Source organism: Pedobacter sp. B4-66, from assembly GCF_018492665.1.
Taxonomy (GTDB): Bacteria; Bacteroidota; Bacteroidia; order Sphingobacteriales; family Sphingobacteriaceae; genus Pedobacter.
The window spans coordinates 222,208-243,741 of record NZ_JAFVME010000005.1; the positions used below are offsets into that span (position 1 = coordinate 222,208).

14 protein-coding genes and 1 tRNA gene are annotated in these 21,534 nt (G+C 38.1%); 2 read left to right on the forward strand and 13 right to left on the reverse strand.

Annotated features, from left to right (window positions below):
- Positions 1 to 233: 233 nt before the first annotated feature.
- The 7 genes from J1905_RS10365 to metG all read right to left on the reverse strand — a co-directional run bounded on the left by J1905_RS10365 (position 234) and on the right by metG (position 9,506).
- Complete coding sequence (locus J1905_RS10365) at positions 234 to 1,247, reverse strand: FecR family protein (RefSeq protein WP_214227198.1); 1,014 nt, start codon at positions 1,245 to 1,247, stop codon at positions 234 to 236.
- Positions 1,248 to 1,369: 122 nt separating this feature from the next.
- Entirely contained in the window at positions 1,370 to 1,969 is a 600-nt protein-coding gene (locus tag J1905_RS10370) for an RNA polymerase sigma factor (RefSeq protein ID WP_214227199.1), read from the reverse strand.
- A gap of 223 nt (positions 1,970 to 2,192) precedes the next feature.
- Positions 2,193 to 2,264: transfer RNA gene (locus tag J1905_RS10375), tRNA-Arg, on the reverse strand.
- A gap of 119 nt (positions 2,265 to 2,383) precedes the next feature.
- Positions 2,384 to 3,382 carry a phosphotransferase enzyme family protein gene (locus J1905_RS10380; protein WP_214227200.1) on the reverse strand — a complete coding sequence of 333 codons (999 nt, stop codon included), beginning with the start codon at positions 3,380 to 3,382 and terminating at the stop codon, positions 2,384 to 2,386.
- Between the two features lie 58 nt (positions 3,383 to 3,440).
- Complete coding sequence (locus tag J1905_RS10385) at positions 3,441 to 4,682, reverse strand: TPR end-of-group domain-containing protein (RefSeq protein ID WP_214227201.1); 1,242 nt, start codon at positions 4,680 to 4,682, stop codon at positions 3,441 to 3,443.
- A 106-nt stretch (positions 4,683 to 4,788) separates the two neighbouring features.
- The gene (locus tag J1905_RS10390) at positions 4,789 to 7,140 is read right to left on the reverse strand and encodes a redoxin domain-containing protein (RefSeq protein WP_214227202.1); all 2,352 of its coding nucleotides are present in this window, start codon (positions 7,138 to 7,140) and stop codon (positions 4,789 to 4,791) included.
- A gap of 257 nt (positions 7,141 to 7,397) precedes the next feature.
- A complete protein-coding gene (gene metG / locus J1905_RS10395; protein WP_214227203.1) occupies positions 7,398 to 9,506 on the reverse strand; it encodes a methionine--tRNA ligase in 2,109 nt (702 codons plus the stop codon).
- A gap of 40 nt (positions 9,507 to 9,546) precedes the next feature.
- On the opposite strand from metG, the gene J1905_RS10400 reads away from it, so the two are divergent.
- Positions 9,547 to 10,452 (forward strand): S66 peptidase family protein, encoded by a 906-nt coding sequence (locus J1905_RS10400; protein ID WP_214227204.1) that lies wholly within the window; start codon positions 9,547 to 9,549, stop codon positions 10,450 to 10,452.
- Between the two features lie 564 nt (positions 10,453 to 11,016).
- Positions 11,017 to 12,258 (forward strand): hypothetical protein, encoded by a 1,242-nt coding sequence (locus J1905_RS10405; protein ID WP_214227205.1) that lies wholly within the window; start codon positions 11,017 to 11,019, stop codon positions 12,256 to 12,258.
- A 394-nt stretch (positions 12,259 to 12,652) separates the two neighbouring features.
- Here J1905_RS10405 and J1905_RS10410 read toward each other — a convergent pair whose 3' ends face one another.
- From J1905_RS10410 to J1905_RS10435, 6 genes are all read right to left on the reverse strand, one after another.
- Entirely contained in the window at positions 12,653 to 13,477 is an 825-nt protein-coding gene (locus tag J1905_RS10410) for a hypothetical protein (protein WP_214227206.1), read from the reverse strand.
- 159 nt (positions 13,478 to 13,636) lie between these two features.
- Positions 13,637 to 15,142, reverse strand: coding sequence for a SusD/RagB family nutrient-binding outer membrane lipoprotein (locus J1905_RS10415; RefSeq protein WP_214227207.1), 1,506 nt, complete (start codon positions 15,140 to 15,142; stop codon positions 13,637 to 13,639).
- A gap of 17 nt (positions 15,143 to 15,159) precedes the next feature.
- The gene (locus tag J1905_RS10420; RefSeq protein ID WP_214227208.1) at positions 15,160 to 18,402 is read right to left on the reverse strand and encodes a SusC/RagA family TonB-linked outer membrane protein; all 3,243 of its coding nucleotides are present in this window, start codon (positions 18,400 to 18,402) and stop codon (positions 15,160 to 15,162) included.
- Between the two features lie 448 nt (positions 18,403 to 18,850).
- The gene (locus tag J1905_RS10425) at positions 18,851 to 19,351 is read right to left on the reverse strand and encodes a lipid-binding protein (protein ID WP_214227209.1); all 501 of its coding nucleotides are present in this window, start codon (positions 19,349 to 19,351) and stop codon (positions 18,851 to 18,853) included.
- 15 nt (positions 19,352 to 19,366) lie between these two features.
- Positions 19,367 to 20,020 (reverse strand): DUF5011 domain-containing protein, encoded by a 654-nt coding sequence (locus tag J1905_RS10430; RefSeq protein WP_214227210.1) that lies wholly within the window; start codon positions 20,018 to 20,020, stop codon positions 19,367 to 19,369.
- A 30-nt stretch (positions 20,021 to 20,050) separates the two neighbouring features.
- On the reverse strand, positions 20,051 to 21,532 hold the full coding sequence (locus tag J1905_RS10435; protein WP_214227211.1) for a SusD/RagB family nutrient-binding outer membrane lipoprotein: 1,482 nt from the start codon (positions 21,530 to 21,532) through the stop codon (positions 20,051 to 20,053).
- Between the last annotated feature and the right edge of the window lie 2 nt (positions 21,533 to 21,534).

Here is a 21,534-nt window from a genome sequence, read left to right on the forward strand (position 1 = left end):
GATATATAAAATTGTTGGGCGTAGTTTTCCTACATTATGCATATTTTTGAATGTTAATGTTGTTTGATAAAAGCACTTTAATTGTATCCGGGCCTGGCCCGGTGCATTTCACCTGCAGTACAGCGTCTTGGTAAACATGTTACTGCATGTGATCACATTTCCGTTTCCGGTTTACCGGGGACGGATTTTTTTGTAAAAACTAACCGTTCATTTTTCTCCTTTCCATTTTTATCCTATTTGCTACCAGATATAATTATTTCCTGTCTTTCATTAAAATGGTATTTCAGATGAGCTGTATTACAGATAATATCCAGCGCATCCGATATCGACCCAGTACCATCTACGCTCAAAGACAATCGCTTACCAACTGATACTGACTTAGCGAAACTGATCTCTACATTATACCAGTTTTCCAGTTCAGTGGCAATTTGCGCTAGTGAGCGGTTTTTGAAAGATATTTCACCTGCAGCCCAGCCCTTAACCGCGGAGATATCAGTATGAATTGCTGTCGTTTTTCCGCTTCCTCCATCCCACATTACCCCTTCTCCTGGAATCAGTATTGCAAGTTCAGCACCCCCTTTTTTGCTTTTCTTTTTAGATACTCTCACCTTACCGGTAGCTACTTCGACAGACAGCGGTGCCCCTTTGAATGCAGTTATTTTGAACGAAGTTCCCAATACTGTGGTCTGGATTTCTCCCGTATGGATAACAAAAGGCCGCTCAGGATTTTTTGTTATTTCAAAAAAAGCTTCCCCGGTAAGCATCAATGTTCGTTCTTTCCCGACAAATCTCTTAGGGAACCTGATGCTACTCCCTGCACCAAGATAAACCACAGAGCCATCCTCCAGTATTATCTTAGAACGGATACCTCTTTGATTAGTCTTTTCTACCATTGTAATGGACGCGGCAACAAAATGGTTAGATTCTAGTCTCTGCTTGTTTAAAAAATATCCGCCAATACCTAACATCACGAGGCAAGCTGCGGCATAGCCTATCCACTGTTTATTCCAGAATTTAACATGTGGCTTCTTAAAATATTTATCCCGAAACTCCTGGGTCCATTCTTCCAAAACTTTTTCATTGGGCGGTTCATTCTGCATTGCAGAAAATTCAGTGTCCAGCATGTTTTCCAATGCCTGCTTCCAATGTGGATCTTGAAGAAACTGCTGCACTTGGAGCAGATCTTCTGCAGTGCATCTGTCATTGATATAGCGAATTAAAAGTTCCTTGTCGATTTCTTTCTTCATTCTTATAGTACAGGGCAAAGTCCCCTATCTATACATACCGTAAGAAACGGGATTTATACCCAATAGGAATTGGCATTATTTTTCAATAAACCCATAAAACACTGATAATGAGATAAAAAAACTTAACGAAAAATTGAGATCCCAATGGATGCTAGAAAAAGAAGGACTATCTCACCATTTTTTCTCATGAAGTTTCTAACCGTATGAAAAGAATCCGTAAGATGACGGTTTACAGTTTTTGATGAAATATCAAGTTCATCTGCTATTTCCTGATAACTCATTCCCTGCTGCTGACGCATTTCAAATACCAGCCTTCTTTGGGGGCTGAGGCAGTTCAAGCCTTCCTGATATATTGTTGTAAGTTCACGGTAATTGATCCGGTCATCTGCCTGTTCAATCGACATAGGTTCTGTAAGCATCTCCTCTATGGTTAAAAGAGGGAGGCTTTTCTTTCGGAACTGATCCACAATCACTGCTTTCAGCAAATGAAAGAGGAAAGGCTCCAGGCTTTGGCAATCATTGTCTAGCTTATCTTTTTTCTGCCAGGCCTTAAACATGACATCCATCGCCATTTCCTTTGCCAGTTCCGAATCAGGAATGTAACGAGAAGCAAAGCTGAGCAGTTTATGGAAATGAAGTTTAAATAGTCGGTTGAATGCGCTTTCATCTCCGTTTTTCCAAAGGCTAATCAATTCACGTTCGTGTTTTGGGTTTGGGGACATTTCAACCAATTTTATTTCCACCAAAAGTACGGCACGTGTAGATAACGGCACATTAAATGTATGTTAACTGTTTGTTAGCTCTTATCTAAGTCGGATCAATGTTAATGAGGTGGAAGGATTTACAAACAGCATGTGCAACTCTCTCGAACGTGGTTCGCGGATTTCTTGCCTCGCGGCATAAAAAAAGCCTTCAGAATTCATCTAAAGGCTTCGACTTATTTTGTGGTCCCGACGAGAATCGAACTCATATCTAAAGTTTAGGAAACTTCTATTCTATCCGTTGAACTACGGGACCAATAATATGGGTTTTAATTCGGGCAAATATAGGAATAAAATAATTGCGCTATAATGCTTTTTAAAACAAATTTGACACATTTATTAGCCAATCTTATAACCCCTACGCAATAAAAAGATTTACTTAAAAATATACCAATCTGCCCATTTCTTTATCCAGCTTACCCGCTCTTTAATAAAACGTGGGTGATAAAAGAAGTTAGACCAATCTTCAAAGTTATCATGATGAAAACCAAAATAGAAGATCCACCATGCGAAACCAAAATAAGGTATAGCACTTAGCTCCTCGTCAGAAAGAGGCCTAACACTCCTATATGCTGCAATGAAAACACCAAAATCCTTATCTGCCTCCTCCTGAGTTATTTTATTAGATAGAACCTGTAAAAAGAAATGCGCATAAAATGATGCCAGATCATTAACTAAATGTCCTTTTCCAGCAAAGTCAAAATCAAAGAAAGTTATCGAACCATCATCTTTGAAATGAAAGTTTTTAGGTAAAAAATCATAATGACAATACCCGTAATTAAATTTACTCAGGTCGAAAGATCTAATTTTCTCCATAACCTGAGCAGAGATCTGTACCAAATAATGGTACTCCCTTTCCATATTTTTAAAATCAGGTTTAATGCGCTCTAATGGATGGACGATCATCGTGTCTATGCTGTACGCTTTTCTCGGCCAGGAAAGTTCCACAGAAGAGCTGATATTATGAATCAGCGCCATTTCCCTACCAACAGCTTCAAGATCTTGAATGCTCAAGTCCTGGTGTACACTTCCATGAGCATAGGCAAATAAAACACCATACCTTATCCCCTCAGCAGCGTTAAACGATTGTATAAACGCTCCAGATAAATCTACAAGTGGTCGTGCCACCTTAGCCCCTCCCTCGTATAAAACATTTAGCAATTCTATTTCAGCGTTAATTTCATCTCGGCTACGATGGGCATCGCGATAAATCTTAAAAACATACCTATCAATTTTATTGCTAAGAATATAGGTGTCGCCAACATTATGTATCAGAAGACGGCAATCTGTTTTAGCAAATCCATATTGTTGCTCAATAAAATCTCCAATTGCCGAAGCAAGGAGTACAGAGTATTGCGTTGGGAAGATTTGCATGCATCAAATTTAATATTCTTAAGCACATTACGATCATCTTATCAACCTGACAAATGAACTATTCCTCTTCAGGCCTCTGCCAAAAATACGCGGGGTTACTAATTCCAGTACTTCTACGTTCAACGCTACTCTTTTTCCAGGCTTGTATGGTATCGAACTTACCCGGAAATAAATTTACGTATTCCACAGGAGGAGCATTTTCCCTATAAGTCTCCACACCCCAGGTGCTGTTTACAGCACACTGAATCCAATATAGATTCTTAGACATATAATACCCAAGATAATATTCTTTGGTCTGTTTATTTTGGTTGTTCCAATTTGCATCCTCGTTCAAAACCAAATCCGAATCGTTTATCAATCTTTCTCTAACCTCTTCAATGCTTAGCAGATTTCCCTTTTTGTCACTCACATACGCATTAAAAGTAGGATCCATCCACAACCATTTATCAAAAGTATTCGACCAAACCACTGTAATTGCATGGCTGTCATTATCCGTTGTATCCTTTGGATTACAGGAAACTACTCTTGACTTAAAACCTTCTGCCTGATAAGCATCCCGTAAAATCGTCGCCATCATTCGGCAGTTTATACCTCTGTTCTCCTTTCGACATACAGCAATCAAATCACTAGCATTTCTTGAAGGTGGATTAGAAGCTCCGCCATCATGACGAACTGAATTATGCGCCCATAACAAAAGGTTCTTTATTCTAGTGATCTCATCACCCTTACCTGCCACAGAATCCAGATTAAATTCCTTCCTTAACTTAACTAGTTCTGGCGCATCAGGCGACTGATAAGTAAATACCGGAATCCCAACCACCTTTTCATTGCGATATGGATCCGATTTTTTCAGTATATAGTTCATGTCCCATTTTTCTCTCATCAGCTGTAACGCGGCTTTGAAACGCTTGTTCTCATGTAAATTCGCAAAATCAGCATCCTTTAACGTACCAGAATAATTAGAGTATCCTAATTCTATCGATTTTTCAAGAGTGCTCAATGCAACCTCCTTTTTGCCAACCAGATTCTGATAACAGGCCAGATTGTAATACATACCCGAATGGTAGCCTTTACCAGAAGTCTTGATATCAGACGATCCGTGCTCGTATTTATTTAACCATTCCGTAACTAGCCTGATCGCCTCAGGGTAATCCTTTTTGTCGGTAGCCGCGCCCCGTTGATTCTCTAAAACTTTAGTGTAGGACTTAAAATCCTCGGCCTCTTTAGAAAGTTTTTGCTGAGCAACCGAACAAATCACAAGGATAAAACAACTAAGAGTTGTCAATATAATTTTCTTCATCCCATTTGGCTTTTACAATTAGACGCGCTATGAATTAATATGTTGCACTTGTACTTTAAAATTATTTAATAACACTGTAAGTTACAAAGAAGGGCTATAATCACTCTTATAATTCCCAGCTTGTATATTTTTTCACCACTGTTTTATAATCATCACTAAAAGGAATGAGCAGATACACATCATTTGGCAGCAAGAGCAATTTGGTGGGATAAGATTGCACCTTAAAGTCTTTCTCTACCTTATCATCCGACATCAGCACCTGATAAGAGAATTTCTTTTTCTCCATGAACTCATCAACCAGGTTCTTTTTATCATAGCAGGCGATAGTGGTAACGTTGAGTTTATCAGGCACAGGATTGTTTACATGCAGGTCTTCAATCTTGTCAATCTCGGCTACACAGGCTCCGCACCATGTGCCCCAAAAATCAATAAACAGGAATTTCCCTTTATTACTGGCGCTACTAATCTCAGTTCCGCTACGTTCTTTCAGATTAAACTTAGGCGATGCCGGAAGTTTTTCTTTCAGTGCTTGCCTAAAGAAACTTTTAAAATCACCATTCGGGTAAGCTTTAAGATATTTCTCCTTAAGAATGGAATATCTATCAGGCTCCACAATAACCATATCAACATATTTCTTGAGCATTTCCTCAGCCGAGATACCCGTTGCACCAGCCGTGCTAAGGTACATCTCAGTGTAGTTCCTTTCCGGCAAGTAAGGGTATTCATGACTAATAATATATTTGTCCTCGATCTGTTCTTCTTGCGTTGGCAGATAATCACTGGCGAGCTGCAAATATTTTACACTGTTTTTAGGCTCCAGTATGCTTTTTCTGTAATACGCATCAGCAAGTTGCTTGCGCAAAACAAGTCTTTGAGGGGCAACATGAAACCGATGGAAGAACTGATCCTGCGGATCTCCTTCAAATGGTTTGCTGAACTCTGCTATATCATTTCTGAACATCTCTATGCTATAGTCCAGGTATGCAATTCGTATGGAATCGGGTACTTTTAAGCTTGTCATGCGGTCGTAAATCAGTAGGCGATACCTGCCATAATTATCAAATACGCCCTTAAAACGATCATTAGCCAGACCCTCAATTTCTTTAGGTGTGCTGGCCAGGGTAGCAGCAATATATGGCTCAATGCCATCAAAAAGTGAAGAAAGCTTAGGTAAGTTCAGCTTTTGAACAGCCCTAACCATTTCTTGAATCTTAATTAAATCAGCTCTGCTAGTATTGGTATTATATACCTCTTTACAGATATCAAAATGAATCAGATCGGCCACATGAGCTGTATTTGAAGGATAGTTTCCATCACGTGAAAACTTCGTGAACATAACTTTGAGGGCGTTTGCAAATCCCGCTGTATTGCGATTCTGATATTCTATTTTTGCTTTAGCCGCCACCGCAGGATCATTACGGAGGTATTCCACTGGAATCTTTTCAATGAGTTTCATTTTGCCCTCGTAATCAAACCAAGAAAGAAGTTCAGCCGCGGCAGCATTAAATTCGTAGTCATCAGGTTTGGCCAACTTGGACAAAGAATCCAATTTTTGCCTCGCAATATCATCGATACCAATTTTACCTTTACTTTCTCGATACCACGTACTCAGGTCTTCCACTGCTCTGGTTGCTTTTTTAACTGGAGTGTTATAGTTCTTCAAATCGGTTTGACGCGAAAACTCTTCAAACAAGTCGATGGGGGCTTTCAAACCTGCAATATTTGATGATTTTACAGCAAACCACCAGGAAACCTGATCTTCGTGCCTGGAAGCTTTGCCAGGAATACTACCCTTCGCCAGGGAGTCAACATAAGCCAGTTTGGTTACCCCTGAATCTTCATCAACTAGAACCTCCTTCTTTACAGTAATGGAGTCGTCAGTTTTTCCAGCCTCAAAACTGCGGAAAGTAGTGTCGGATTTAGCAGGACTGTTGCGGTGAAAAGCTAGATGAACCTGTCTAATAAAAACTGCCGGCTGGGTTGAGTACTTAATAAAGTCTGCATTTGGAGAGCTATAGATGTCTTGCGGAATTTTCTCGATTGTAACCTGACGCGTCATCCTGGCAGAAATACTATCCAATCCATTTAAATTGATCACCTTACCCATCGAATCCATACTAAAGGTAATAGGTGATTTGATAAGGATCGAATCTATCATACTACTAATATCTTTATCATCGGAAGCAGACCGTCCATAAGAATCGCGAATCCTACCATTGTGCGAGCTATAATTGATACGGCGTATAAGCTGCATTTTCATATTATAGACGTTGTTTTTAACGTTGATTACATCAAACTTGTATTCAGAAAAGTTAAGGGTTTTATATTGTGTTGAATGGACAGAGCTACTTAAATCAAGATATTCATAGGTAAATTTTTGACCTTTTCTGAGCTTCAGTTTCTGGCTATAAGAAAGGTTTACACTTAGAAGAACTAGGCAAAGTAATAGATATTTCATGAGCGTTAATTTTGTTTAGATAAAGACCGATTCTTGAAGATAAAGAAAAAAGAGGTGTGGTCTGCTAAACAAAAAATGATTTAACTTTCTTTAACACAGCCACATCACTCTATTCTATAATTTGGCTAGAGTCTCAGTACAAACCGCCTAACCTCTTCACTATTTTAAAGACTTTTATAACGGAAGAAGCCCATTTCCTATTTGCGACAGGAAATGGGCTTCAATAATATTTAAAACGCACCAGCAGTGCAATCAGCTTATCTGATTATGCTACCATTGCTATGATTTTGAACTGGCGATACGAAAGCTAGTTTACCATCCGAATCCTCCGACATTAAGATCATTCCCTGAGACAGGATTCCCTTAATTTCGCGAGGAGCAAGATTTACAACTAAACTAACTTGTTGTCCAATTACCTCTTCTGGTTTATAAAATTCGGCGATACCCGAAACTACAGTCCGCTGGTCTATACCCGTATCCAGTGTCAGTTTTAACAGTTTTTTAGTCTTTTCAACCTTTTCTGCTGCCACAATTGTAGCTACCCTAATGTCAATTGCAGTAAACTGCTCAAATTGAATATTCTCTTTAGCAGGCTCTACAACAGCTGTTGAAGCTATATTATCAGCCTTGCTTTTGTTAAGCTTGTCTATTTGTGCCTGTACGGTTTCGTCTTCAATTTTATCAAACAGCAATACCGGTTCATTAAGTTGATGTCCTCGTTTCAAGAGCCCCATTTTACCTGCATCTTCCCATAGATGACCACCGTAATTCAGCATTTTCTGCAGTTTATCGGCAGTAAATGGCAAGAACGGCTCAGTCAGTATTTCTATGGTAGCAGCAATTTGCAAGCTGATATTTAAGATGGTACGTACACGATCTTCGTCGGTTTTTATTACTTTCCAAGGCTCAGTATCAGCAAGGTATTTATTACCCAAACGAGCAACATTCATAACCTCAGCTAAAGCTTCTCTGAAACGATAATTTTCTATCGAAGCACTTACTTTTGCCGGGAATGCAGCCAAATCATCAATTACTTGCTGATCTTCTGGCGTGATAGCCATACACGTTGGCACTTTACCATCAAAATACTTGTGGGTTAAAACTACCACCCTGTTAATGAAATTACCTAAAATGGCAACCAATTCATTGTTATTTCTTGCCTGAAAATCTTTCCAGGTAAAATCATTATCCTTTGTTTCTGGAGCTGTAGCGGTTAAAACGTACCTTAAAACGTCTTGCTTATCTTTAAACTCAACAAGATATTCATCAAGCCAAACAGCCCAGTTTTTAGAAGTCGATATTTTCTGGCCTTCCAGGTTCAGGAACTCATTTGCAGGTACATTATCAGCCAATATATAATCGCCATGAGCCATTAACATTGCCGGGAAAATAACACAGTGGAATACGATATTGTCTTTACCAATAAAGTGAACCAGTTTGGTTTCATCATCCTTCCAATATTGTTCCCAATTGCCGGTTTCAACACCATTTTGGTTGATGTAATATTCTTCGGCTTTAGGGTTCCAAATACCTAAACGAGCATATTCGAAAAGTTCTTTTGTTGCCGAGATATAACCAATAGGTGCATCAAACCATACATATAGAACTTTACCATCTGCACCTTTAACAGGAACTTTAATTCCCCAATCAAGATCTCTGGTCATCGCACGAGGCTGTAAACCCGCGTTTAACCAACTTTGGCACTGACCGTAAACATTTGGTCTCCACTCTTTGTGGCTTTCAATATATGTTCTTAATTGATCTTCATATTTGTCAAGTGGTAAAAACCAGTTTTTGGTTTCTTTCCTTACCGGTTTTTCGCCAGATAAGGTAGATTTAGGATTGATAAGATCAGTTGCATTTAAAGTACTTCCGCAGTTTTCGCACTGATCGCCATATGCATTCTCATTACCACACTTAGGACAAGTACCGGTAATGTATCTATCAGCTAAGAAAGTCTGTGCTTTTTCATCATAATACTGCTCGGTTACTTCTTCTGTAAAAACACCTTTATTATAAAGTGTTTCAAAAAAGTCAGACGCAGTTTGGTGATGCATTAGCGAAGATGTACGGTGATAAATATCAAATGAAACACCAAGTTCTTTAAAAGAATCTCCAATAATTTTATGGTATTTATCTACTATCGCCTGAGGTGTAGTCCCTTCTTTTTTGGCCTTCAGCGTAATGGGAACTCCATTTTCATCAGATCCACAAATAAACTTTACATCTCTTTTATTAGAGCGAAGGTACCTTACATAGGTATCGGCAGGCAAATAAACGCCAGCCAGGTGTCCAATGTGTACCGGTCCGTTAGTATATGGCAATGCAGCCGTAACTGTATATCTCTTTATTTTACTGTTATCCAAAACTATTTTTATTATTTTGTCAAAGATAAGTGTTTTACTAATGATTAAACAGCCAGCATATTTAAAAAAAGGTGACAAAATTGCAATAGTTTGTCCAGCCAAGAAATTACCCCGCAGCATTGCTTATGCAATCAGCGTTTTTGAGACTTGGGGGCTGGAAGTTGTAATTGGCAAAACGGTTCATGCAGGTTATCATCAATTTGCTGGCGACGATGCTTTAAGGGCTCAGGATTTGCAAACTTTTTTAGACGATCCGGAGATTAAAGCAATTATAGCAGGCAGGGGCGGCTATGGAACAGTTCGAATTATCGATGATCTGGACTTTACTACATTTCTGGCTCATCCAAAATGGATTATTGGCTTTAGCGACCTTACTATTCTACTTTCTCACTTGCTTGCTCAGTTTAATATACAAAGCATCCACGCCCAAATGCCTTATACTTTTGATACTGCCACTCCCGAATCTTTGGAGTCGCTAAGGCAGGCGTTGTTTGGCGATAGCATCAGTTATGAATGTAATTCTGCTGGTTTCCCAAATAGGGCAGGCAAGGCCGAAGGGGTGTTAATTGGTGGTAATTTAACGCTTTTGGTAATGACTCAGGGTTCGGTATCAGAAATGGACTACACCGATAAAATCTTGTTCTTAGAGGATGTTGGAGAACACGAATATTCTATCGACCGGATGATGCGCATGCTTAAACGCAGTGGTAAACTGGCTAGGTTAAAAGGATTAATTGTTGGTGCTTTTAACGAGGTTGAAGCAGAGGCTATTCCATTTGGCTCTACTCCGGAAGAAGTGATTTGGGATATTGTAAAGGAATATGATTATCCGGTTTGCTTTAATTTTCCTACTGGCCATATTGACGACAATAGAGCAATGGTGGTGGGGAAAGAGTTTAATTTAACTATAAAAGAGCACAAAGTGATTTTAAAATCGATAATTTAAGAACAATGATAATACTCTAGGCATCATCATTGTTCTTAAAATTTTGCAGAAATCTGTGCTATTATTATTTAGCTTTTCCTGAGGCAGACTCATCTGTTACCACACCCAATATAGCAACACTACCAGCAACAGCCTTCATTTTTCCATAACCTGTTGGTCTATAATTATAGAGAACATCAGAACGATTCTCTTATAAAATTCTGTGCTTTTAGGCTTACTTCCGGTGAATACAGATTGTGACATATAGAATTCCTCTTAATAAAAGGCATCAATCCGGTAGTCACATTTAAAAGCTTCTTTTCAATTTTTGCATGATGTGGAATAAATTCGATTTCCTCTGATAGTGGTGTTTTGCCTGTTATTTTCTCCTATTGAATCTGCAAAGCGGAAAGATATATCCCCTTTCCATTATACTCGTCATTTAAACCTATTTTATTACCAAAATAACTAAATGTCCTGTTTCCAAGGATTAAACTAAAATACGATTACTCTAAAGAAGCCAACAAATAGGCTTCTTTTTATTGGCCGTAGATAAAATTTAATATATTTGAGAAAAATTTAAAAATGAAAAAATATTTAACGTTATCACTATTGCTATTGATGTTTTCTTGTAGAAAAGAACTCAAAGAGACAGATTCCAAATCATCTTCCAATTCGGGTAAAGATGCAATTAGTTTTGAACAGGCAGTTAACATGGTTAGAGCAAGCAGCAGTAGTTTGCAACCTAGCTTACAGAGCCTACAAACTACCTCAACAAATATTGCGCTCACTGGTCAGGGATATTGTGTACAAAATACTAATACTACAACTTCTGGAATTGTATTCAGTACTAATGGCAAAGCATACCATAGCGGGAATAGCATAAGTCTGGATACCAAAAATGTCGGCGCTGATGTTCAAGGAGCAGGTATCGCTGTAAATTTCCCATTCAAACATGGGAAAAATTATACAATAACTATAACTTTATCTAATTATGCGGAGGAGGTAGATAATGAAGTCGCGTCAAAGAAAAGAAGACCAAGTTTACAGGCCCAGTTAACAAATAATGTATTAGCCTCAATTAACAATTGTTCAGTGGTAACCCCACCCATTATATTGGGAGGATCTGATCCTGTGCAAACAGTGCCCCCTCAAACTGATTCTGAAGAATTCGAGGGTAAGAGAACAATTACGTTTACGCCTTCACAGTGTTATAATTTCCTTAGGCTGAGTGGAATTCCAAATATGACCGGAAAGTCTAAGGGATGGGTATTGATTTCAGCATTATCGATTACTCAAATTGATGGAATTGAAATTTTAGGGCCGAATACTCTAACGAACAATGAACAAGGCACTTTTAGTGTAGGCTATAATGGGTTTCCAATTGGTTCAGCATTTACTTGGAAAGTAGAGGGAGGATTGCAAATTGTCGGCGCCAGCACAGGTACTTCTGCAGTAATTAAGGCGATAAATTTTTCTGGAGGAAGGATAATTATTGATTATAATGGCTGTCAAATGATTGCATACAAGGTCCTACCTTCATTGGCTGCGAATTACACTTCGCTTTCGGGATTGGGACAAGTAAACTCGGATATAACAGATCCTGTTCGATTTTCAATAGTACTTTCTGGTCCACTAGCAGGAAAAACAATCACCAATACACAATGGACCGTTCCTGAAGATTGGGATATATGGTATTCTAATAATGAATACATTGAATTAATGCCCCAATCTGGCGCTCTTGGAGGCTTTTTGGAGGTGAATTTCAAAGTTGATGGTGCTCCAGTTTTTCTATCTAAATTTATAAAGGTATTCCCAGTACATTAATATTAATTCCCTAGAATAATTATAGCCCTTCAGAAATGAGGGGCTTTTTGTTAACTTGCCAATCAAACAAACCAATATAAATGGATGTTGGTAGAACTTTGATTGCCATATTGTTCTTAAGTCAGAATAAAACTATTACAAAAAACTAAAATCCAGTTACTAGAATTATACCGTGCCTTGCCGGCGATGTTCCATAAACCCTATTATGATTACCCGGTTTGCTTTAACTTCCCGACAGGCCACGTTGATGACAATAGGGCAATGGTAGTGGGAAAGGAATTCAATTTAGCTATAAAAGATAAGGAGGCGACCTTAATATCTATAATTTAAGAACAATGATAATACTCTAGGCCTCATCATTGCTCTTAAAATTTTGCAGAAATCTGTGCTTTTGTTATTTAGTTTTTCCTGAAGCAGACTCATCTGTCACAGCGCCCAATACCCCTAATATAGCAACACCACCAGCAACAGCCATTGTTTTTCCATAACCTGTTGGTTTATAATTATAGAAGACATCAGAGCGGCTCGCATTATAAAACTCTGTGCTTTTAGGTTTCCTTCCTGTTATCACAGATTGTGAGATATAGAATTCGTCCTCACGAGGAAGTAATTGCAGATTTTTATCCTTTTCTAAATAAAGAGTGATATAACTTTTAAAAACTAGAGGAGAGTTCTCCCTTGAAAATCGTGAGGCTTTTACAACATATGAGGTCTCTCCATTAGCTTGAGAAACCCGTATTTTTTTCAAAGAATCACTAACAAAAGGTATCAATCCAGTCGTCACACTTAAAAGTTTCTTTTCTATTTTGGCATGAGGTGGAATAAATGCGATTTCATCAGGAAGGGTAGCTGTCCCGGTTATTTTCCCCGACTGGATCTGTAAATCGGAAGGATACAGACCCGTTCCACTTGCCCCATTATAATCGGCATTTAAACCTATTTTATTGCCAGAATAACTAAATGCTTTATCTCCTATAATTAAAGCAGACTTCTTCCAATTCACATATAATGGCTCATTTAGTTTATTTTTGATCTGAACTTCTAATGGCCCATTTTCACCCTTAAATTTATAAACCATTTCTAGTGTATCATTCTTAATGATAAAATCCCCTGTTTGTTCGTCCTTTGGTGTTTTTAAACTACTCAGTGTGTGAATCTGATACTTAGAGCAAGCAGATAGCAGGCAGATCAAACTACCTAAGATAAATACGTTTTTCATTTGTGGTTAATTTATGTGTTTTACAATATACAGATTTATTAAAAACAATACCACACACCTTTTAAAGATAATAAACAGGTTACAAACGGCTATAAAAGCAAAAGGCCTGGTGATAAATGATCACCAGGCCTTTTGCTTTTATTATCGAACTCCTTTTGTTTATGGAGCAGGAGTTATAGTTGTATTTTTACCCCACCATACTGGTGTATATACAGTAATATTACCAGGGAAGTTAAGGTTGGTAATAGCCTCAGAGTTAGGATAAACAAACCTTAGTGGTAATCTACCAACACCAATTGTTGAAGCTGCAGATTGAATTAAGAAGTTTGGATAACCAGTTCTTCTATATTCTGTCCAAGCCTCAAAACCTTGGAATCCACATAATGCATAGTACTTCTGAACGATGACAACCTTTACTTTAGCCTCTTCAGTTGTTGCAGCAGTCCAGGCGGCGGCACCATCAGCAGCAGCTGTATAATATGTAGTTCCATCACCTGAAGTTAATCCTGTAGCAACAAAACTGTTTTGGATACCCAATTTCAATAAAGCCTCAGCATCAACACCTGTAGCATAACCTCTAACAGCAGCTTCAGCTTGTAAGAAATTACTCTCAGATAAAGACATTAGTTTTACCGGAGCTGTCGCAGATGAGCTGTTTGTAGCATTACCACCAACTAAAGATGAAGGTTTTGATACTACTTTTTCTACACCAGAAGCAGCAAATGTTCCTTGCTTAATTGCGTTTAAGTCAGTTTGACCTGTTTCAAGATCATAAAACTTATTAACCCTTAAATCGCCGTTTGCTTTAAACTTATTAAAAGCAGTAGAACTTGCAACAAGATTCTGTACTTTATTCAAAGTAGGACTAACCATTTCATTATATAATGGATTTTCGTTACCTCCAATAGTATTGTATTTGATAGCTGCATCTTTAGTTAAGAAAGTAGCACCTTCAGCATATAAGGCTTTAATACCGGCCTCTGCTTTAGCTGGATTTACTTTAACAATTCTTAAATAAGCTCTAAGTTTTAAAGTATTTGCAAATGCTTTCCAACTAGGGATATCACCTTGAAAAATAATATCTTGAGCTCCTGGAGAAGCCGATGGTACTGCAAGTAATGCCTTTCCTTTATCAATAAAAGTAAAAATGCTATCATAAACCAATTCCTGAGCATCATAATGAGGACTTCCAAATTGAGTTCCTTTCAAGGATTCAGACAATGGAATATCACCAAAGGCATCAGTTGTCACTTGAAACGCATAAGCTTTCATGATGTAAGCCATTCCTTTCATTGCATCTAAACTTGCACCTTTATTCTCAATGATTAATTGTGCATTGATTAACGCATTCCTGTACAAAGTTAACCAAGGACGATCAAACGCACTATTTGCCGCATTATATTGATCGATAGTTTTATACTGTGAGCTATTAGGGCTTTGCGTCCAATACTGAGCATACATTCCGCCATAAGTTTGGAAACCATTACCTATAATTTGACCAACAGCAGCCTGTACTGTAGGCAAAAGTAAAGTTGGATCAGCAGAATCCGGGTTATTAGGGTTTTGGTTAATGTCCAGGAATTTCTTACATCCTGTCATCCCAATTGTTCCAACAAGAATTAAAAGAAGAATTCCTTTTGGGTTAAAAATATTTTTAGTTCTCATATGAGTTGAGTTATTAATTAAAATGAAACCTTTACGTTAAAGCCATAGTTACGTACCGATGGCAACGCACCAAAGTCAAAACCTTGAGCATTTCCTGCTCCTGTTGCATTGATCTCAGGATCAACATATTTGTTTTCTTTAGATGCCCATAAAAATAGGTTGTTACCAAATAAACCGATAGCAAGTGATCCAAACGGTAATTTTTTCAACTGAGCTTTAGAGAAAGTATAAGCAAGACTTGCAGAACGCAATTTCACGTAAGAAGCATCAATTACATCAAATCCTGCAGGAACACTACCTGTATAAAAATCTTGCTTAATGTAACCAACAGTAGTATTTACTACACTATTTCCAGCATCATCTAAATAAACTGAATTTGGCCAGATAGATCCAAATCTGTCACCTCCTGTAACTTCTGCAATACCGGCAAAACCTGTTGTGTTTTTAGTTTTAGAATACATTTTACCACCTTGTTTAGTATCAAACAATACGGCTAACGATAATTGTTTAAATCTAACGTTGGTACCAAATGACCCTTGATATTTTGGATTGTATGAACCAAGATATTCTGCTTTGGCTCCGTTAACCGGAATACCTGTTTCTTTATCTACAATTACTCTTCCTTGGTTATCTTTTGCAAGATTAACACCATAGAACTCCCCGTATGGTCTGCCTTTAGCAGCAACAATAGATAAGCCAGAGAATCCACCACCAATTGAAATCTGATCAACACCAGGAAGTAATGAAACAACCAGGTTCTCATTCTTAGTATAAGTAGCAAAGAAATCTAAATTAAAATCTTCCGTTTTAACAGCAGTTCCTCTTAATGTTAACTCAACACCTTTATTTTGAATTTCACCAGCATTTACCAAGCTAAATCCATAACCAGTTGAGTTCGCTATAGGAATAGCAAGGATCTGATCTTTTGAGTTGCTTTTGTAATAAGAGAAATCTACTGAGAATCTGTTGTTAAATAAACCTAGCTCAGTTCCCACCTCGAATGCAGTAGTTCTTTCTGGCTTAAGGTTAATATTACCAATAGTTGTACCGGCTGATAAACCAGCAACATTACCGAAAGGAAACACAGTACTACCGAAGTTAGCGTTAACTAATGCTTTATTGTAAATTGACAATAACTGATAAGGATCGGTATCATTACCTACCTGAGCCCAGCTAGCTCTTAATTTACCATAGTTTAACCATTGTCCTACTGAAGATTCTTTTAACAGTTCACTGAAAACAAATGATCCACTAACACTTGGATAGAAGAATGAATTGTTTTGAGCAGGCAAGGTAGACGACCAATCGTTTCTTGCTGTAGCCTCAAGGAATAAGAAGGTTTTATAAGATAAGTTCAAATCTGCATAAAGACCAAACAATCTTCTTTTGGTCATCTCATCTAGAGAGATATTAACAGGACCATTACTGTTCGATAGATTATACCATCCTGGTACAACTAAACCACCCGAAGCGTTTGTTCCTGATGTAAGTCTGTTGGTTTGTCTTTGACGAATGTTGTTACCCACCATCAATGACCCTTCAAAATCACTATTGAATTTATGTGTTGCAGTAACCATGAAATCATGTACCAACTCAGTAATATTGATCTGGTCAATTTCATAAAGACCATTACTTGTTTTTGCACTTGTTCCAGCGTATTCCGGAGTTTTATCAGTTACTGAGTAGCTATACTTTGGTACAGTTCTTCTGCGTCTGTCCGAATAAGTATCAATACCAACTCTCTCTTTAAAATCCAACCATGCGTAAGGCTTATAGGCAAGATTAAAATTACCTGTTACGCGGCTTACATCATTATAATTCCCATAATTCTCAATGATGAAATAAGGGTTCATTGTATAGCCGTTATAGTAACCAAATTTATTTGGTTGCTTAACACCGTTTCCGTCTACATAACCATATGCATTGTATTTATTAGTCAAATCACCTAAAGTATTCAATGGAATATCTCTTGGAGTTTGAAGTACGTTATTGTAAACAGCAGCTCCGCCTTGTCCGTTACCAATGTCACTAGCATCAATTCTGTTGTAATTGAAATTCACACCCGCAGTAAATTTACTGCTTAGCTCGCTTGTTCCGTTAAATCTAACGCCATATTTGTTGTAGCTATCAGATTTGCTTCCTGGCCAGATACCGTCAGAATTTAAGGCATTTAAAGCCATATAAAATGTACTTTTTTCACCACCTCCAGAAAAACTTAAGCTGTTGTCAGTTGCAAAACCTGTAGTGAAAAAATCCCGTACATTGTTTTTAACTGCTGAATATGGTTTAGTTAGACGAACACCGTCAATTTCTTGTCCCCATCCTATTACTTCGCCTGTAAAAGGAGCACCCCAACTTGTATTTTCTTTTAAATCATGAGTATAAGTTGCTGACTTTCCATCAGCAGCTACTTGATCATAATATCCTTGTCCGTACTCATTTTGAAAATCAGGCAATTTCAAAATAGAAGAAAATGTATTTCCTGTATTAAAAGTAATTGAAGTCTTTTCACCTTTAGATCCGGCTTTAGTAGTGATGATCAATGCACCGTTAGATGCGCGCGCACCATAAAGTGCCGCAGCAGCGGGGCCTTTCAAAACAGTAACTGAAGCGATATCATTTGGCGCTAAATCATTTCCTCTGTTACCAAAATCAACACTTGATAATACACTTGCACCACCAATAGTACTTGAGTTGTCAATTGGCACACCATCAACAACAATCAGAGCCTGGTTAGATCCGGTAATTGATGATCCACCACGCAAAACTACTCTTGACGAACTACCAGGTGTCGCTGACGATGATGAAATGTTTACACCGGCAACTTTTCCTGCTAATGAGCTGATTGGGCTTGGACTTCCACCTTGCACTAACTCTTCGCTATTTATAGTTGGCGCAGAATAACCGATTGTTCTTTTATCTCTTTTAATTGAGTTTGAAGTTACTACGATTTCTGATAGAATTTTTGAATCCTCAACCAATGCAATGTTAATTACATCTGATGATATTAATTTGGTTTGTGAAATGAATCCTAAATAACTGAATTCAAGTGAGGTTGCAGAAGACTCAACACTAATTGAGTATTTACCACTAGCATTTGTTTGGGTTCCTTGTTTGGTTCCCGAAATTTTTACTGTTACACCAGGTAGTGGCTTACCATCTTGTTGACCTGTAACCGTACCAGTAATCGTCCGTTGCTGTGCCATTGCCGAGAAGGCAAAAAGCATGGCCACGAACAAACTTTGTAGAAGTTTTTTCATGAAGAATAAAATTTAGGTTAGTTAATAATGGTCTAATATATAACTGAATTTGATATGCAAGCATATTTTTCAAATGGCTTACTCAACAAATGACGATAAAATGACACTATCGCCTATTGCTAAAAACTCAAAAAAAGACCTTCGAGTAGAACTAAATTTCGAATAATAGTCATAAAAATTGATTTCATTCCGAATTTATCAAAAAAATCAGACTTTTAACAAACAATAAGTTGTTGCAAATATTGCAAGGGCTTTAAATAAGATGTCCTAAATTATTTTGGCTCGTTTTATGCTATGTCCGATTTTAAAGCACTCTAAAAGAAGAGGATTTCTTAATGCTTAAGAAATATCAGGCAGCTCAATGAGTCTGAATATGAACACGCTGCAAGCCCATATAGCATAAAAAAACCAGCCCTTTTCAGGCTGGTTTTTAGTTGTATAATATCGATTAATGGTCGTCTCCAGAAAACTTGGTTCTGCGATAACCCTTGAAATGATAAATAAAGTTATTATCATCATCATCAAAGGTAGCAGTGTACGAAATCGAATCAGTAACAGCTTTTGAAACGGGGCCTATTGCTGCTCCTACCAAAATCTTACCATTGGTAATAGTAAACTTACTATCATAACTCTCATTTTGGATATTCTCACCTGAAAAAGTTTTGTTTGCTAGGTTAATATTAACTTTCCCTTTAACAACCCAGTAGTTCCCTCCATCATCGAACCACATTTGTGTGTTTGAATTATCTGCAGTATTATAGGTAGACCACCCAGTATACGCCTCATCACTATAATCTTCTATTATCTCTCCCTCCTGATCAACAACTTGAACTTGCAACCACCACTCACCAGACACATCCTGAACTGCCGTACCGCCAACAACTTCATCCTTTTTACACGCAGATAGGGTGATTAAAAGAAGGGCCAATATATATATATGTTTTTTCATGTTCTTTAATTTAAGTTATTGTTTAACAAATGTCCTTAGTTGCTTTCCATAAGTTGCATTTTCTACCGCCCAAGAATACTGTTTACCATCACTTCTGTAACTTTCACTGTTTGCTCCCCATGAACCTGTTTCATTTTTCTGGTCTGGCATTGATATAGTAAAGCCAGTTGGATTAATTACGGCAACTTCTATACCTCCAGCTCCAGCCGCTCCACCCGGATTTGAGACTACGTAAACACCAGGCGCTATTTTTGTCCATTCAGAAATCTCTCCAGTGGCTTCTCTAAGATATGAGCCGGAAAAATCATTTCCTACAGCATCCGCCTTAGTATCATAAACCACAACGGTTCTCAATAATGTTGCTGAAAACCCATCAGAATTTGTAGCCGTATATGTCAGCAAATACACCCCGGCAGCTGCAGCATTAACAGTACCTCCAATTTTAACTTCTACAGGAGCGTCTGCAATAGTTGCATCCGCACCGGCTTCAGTATAAGTTCCTCCAACCGGAACAGCCACAAACCTATCTGACTTTAAAGTCAATATTGGGTACACCGTAATCTTCGAAGACCCGACAGTACCCTCGGGATAATTAAAGGATTCCTTTTTGCATGAAAATAAAGTCATGCACAAAATCCCTATCGCAATTATATTTAAATATTTTTTCATGATTTCATTTTAATTTTTTAATCAAATCTCTTATTTACCCCACCAAACTTTAGTATAAATAGGAACTTCTGCAGGTGTGTTTTTATTTCTATCTCTAGATGAGGCAGGAAACACTAAGCGTTTAGGGAACCGATTTGCAGTAACCCCATTTTTAGCATAGACCCATTCACCTGGAATATAAGCATCAGAAGTTGAATATACCGCACTAGTTTTTGGATAGCCAGTTCTCTCCTGCTCAAAAAATGCTTCTATTGTATGACCTGAAGCAGGTAATGAAGCCCATTTTTGAACGATGATCTGCTCTAGTTTCGCTTCAAATGATCCGCCGGTTTTATATTCATAGGCTCCTCCTGCAGCAATAAATCCTGCTCCATCCTGAGCCGCATCAGCAAAAGCAGCAGTTACTCCAGCATCATATTTGGCTTTTGCTCCTGCACCGCCAAAATAACGTTCTAATGCCTCGGCCTGCATAAAATAAGATTCAGATTCAGATATAAACCACACTGGATCCGTTGCTTTTTGAAGAGCCACAGTTGCATTTGCGTAAGTCGGTTGATCCTGAGCCGTTGCAGCAAAATCACCTTGGTGCATTGCCACTGGACTCTCTTCGCCGAAGTAAGTCTCGGTTCTTGGATCTTCATTTTCTTCCAACCAGGTAGTTAGCGTCTTACTGGCCCTGACATTAGTCGTTGTATTTAAGCGCCTAATGTTATATTCATAGAAAGGATTACTATTGTCTGGAGTTCCCTCAAACTCCTCAATTCCTGCACTGGTAGTTAAAAAGTTCGCACCGTCGGCATACAACTTAGCAATTCCTGTCTGCGCCTCCGCCGATTTTGTGTTCACCATCCTCAAATACATCTTCAATTTTAATGTATTTGCAAATTGAACCCAAAGATCCATATCTCCGTTAAAAACAAAGTCACCCTTAGCCTGGTCTGCAGTTAACGGACTTGTAAAATCCTTTGCTAAGGCTGCATCAATTTCTGCAAGCAAGCCGACATAGATTGAGTACCCATCATCGAATTTTGGTTGCAGATTTGCAGCACCATTAAAAGCCTCTGTATACGGAACCTGATCATAAAGATCAACAAGTACCTGATATGTGTAAGCTTTCATAACGGTTCCCATTAAATTATATCTCCAATCACTCTTAGCCTGAGCCAACTTTATAGTCAAGTTGTAATCAGCAAGTGCGCCTGCAAACAAATTGTCATATGGCCCATTAAAATCTACCCGGGTTAAGTTATAAGTATCTATCGTTTTATACTGATTGGAGGCATTTGACTGAGTCCAGTACTGAGACCAGATACCTCCTAGTATTGTTAGCTCCCCTCCCACACTACCAGCAGTACCCATTACAGCCGAAGGGAATAAAACTTCTGGAGAGGCCTGCTCAATTGGTGGATTATTAGGATCATTATTTATATCTAATGTTTTCTTACATCCAAACGTTAAGAAAAACAAAGCTGAAAGTATCAGCGGTTTATATTCTATATTAATTTTTTTCATCG

Coding starts and splice junctions, on each gene's coding strand:
- J1905_RS10405 (WP_214227205.1), top strand. CDS start 11,017: ATGAAAAAATATTTAACGTTATCACTATTGCTATTGATGTTTTCTTGT.
- J1905_RS10410 (WP_214227206.1), bottom strand. CDS start 13,477: ATGAAAAACGTATTTATCTTAGGTAGTTTGATCTGCCTGCTATCTGCT.
- J1905_RS10425 (WP_214227209.1), bottom strand. CDS start 19,351: ATGAAAAAACATATATATATATTGGCCCTTCTTTTAATCACCCTATCT.
- J1905_RS10380 (WP_214227200.1), bottom strand. CDS start 3,382: ATGCAAATCTTCCCAACGCAATACTCTGTACTCCTTGCTTCGGCAATT.
- J1905_RS10435 (WP_214227211.1), bottom strand. CDS start 21,532: ATGAAAAAAATTAATATAGAATATAAACCGCTGATACTTTCAGCTTTG.
- J1905_RS10415 (WP_214227207.1), bottom strand. CDS start 15,142: ATGAGAACTAAAAATATTTTTAACCCAAAAGGAATTCTTCTTTTAATT.
- J1905_RS10365 (WP_214227198.1), bottom strand. CDS start 1,247: ATGAAGAAAGAAATCGACAAGGAACTTTTAATTCGCTATATCAATGAC.
- J1905_RS10420 (WP_214227208.1), bottom strand. CDS start 18,402: ATGAAAAAACTTCTACAAAGTTTGTTCGTGGCCATGCTTTTTGCCTTC.
- J1905_RS10370 (WP_214227199.1), bottom strand. CDS start 1,969: ATGTCCCCAAACCCAAAACACGAACGTGAATTGATTAGCCTTTGGAAA.
- J1905_RS10400 (WP_214227204.1), top strand. CDS start 9,547: ATGATTAAACAGCCAGCATATTTAAAAAAAGGTGACAAAATTGCAATA.
- J1905_RS10390 (WP_214227202.1), bottom strand. CDS start 7,140: ATGAAATATCTATTACTTTGCCTAGTTCTTCTAAGTGTAAACCTTTCT.
- J1905_RS10385 (WP_214227201.1), bottom strand. CDS start 4,682: ATGAAGAAAATTATATTGACAACTCTTAGTTGTTTTATCCTTGTGATT.
- J1905_RS10430 (WP_214227210.1), bottom strand. CDS start 20,020: ATGAAAAAATATTTAAATATAATTGCGATAGGGATTTTGTGCATGACT.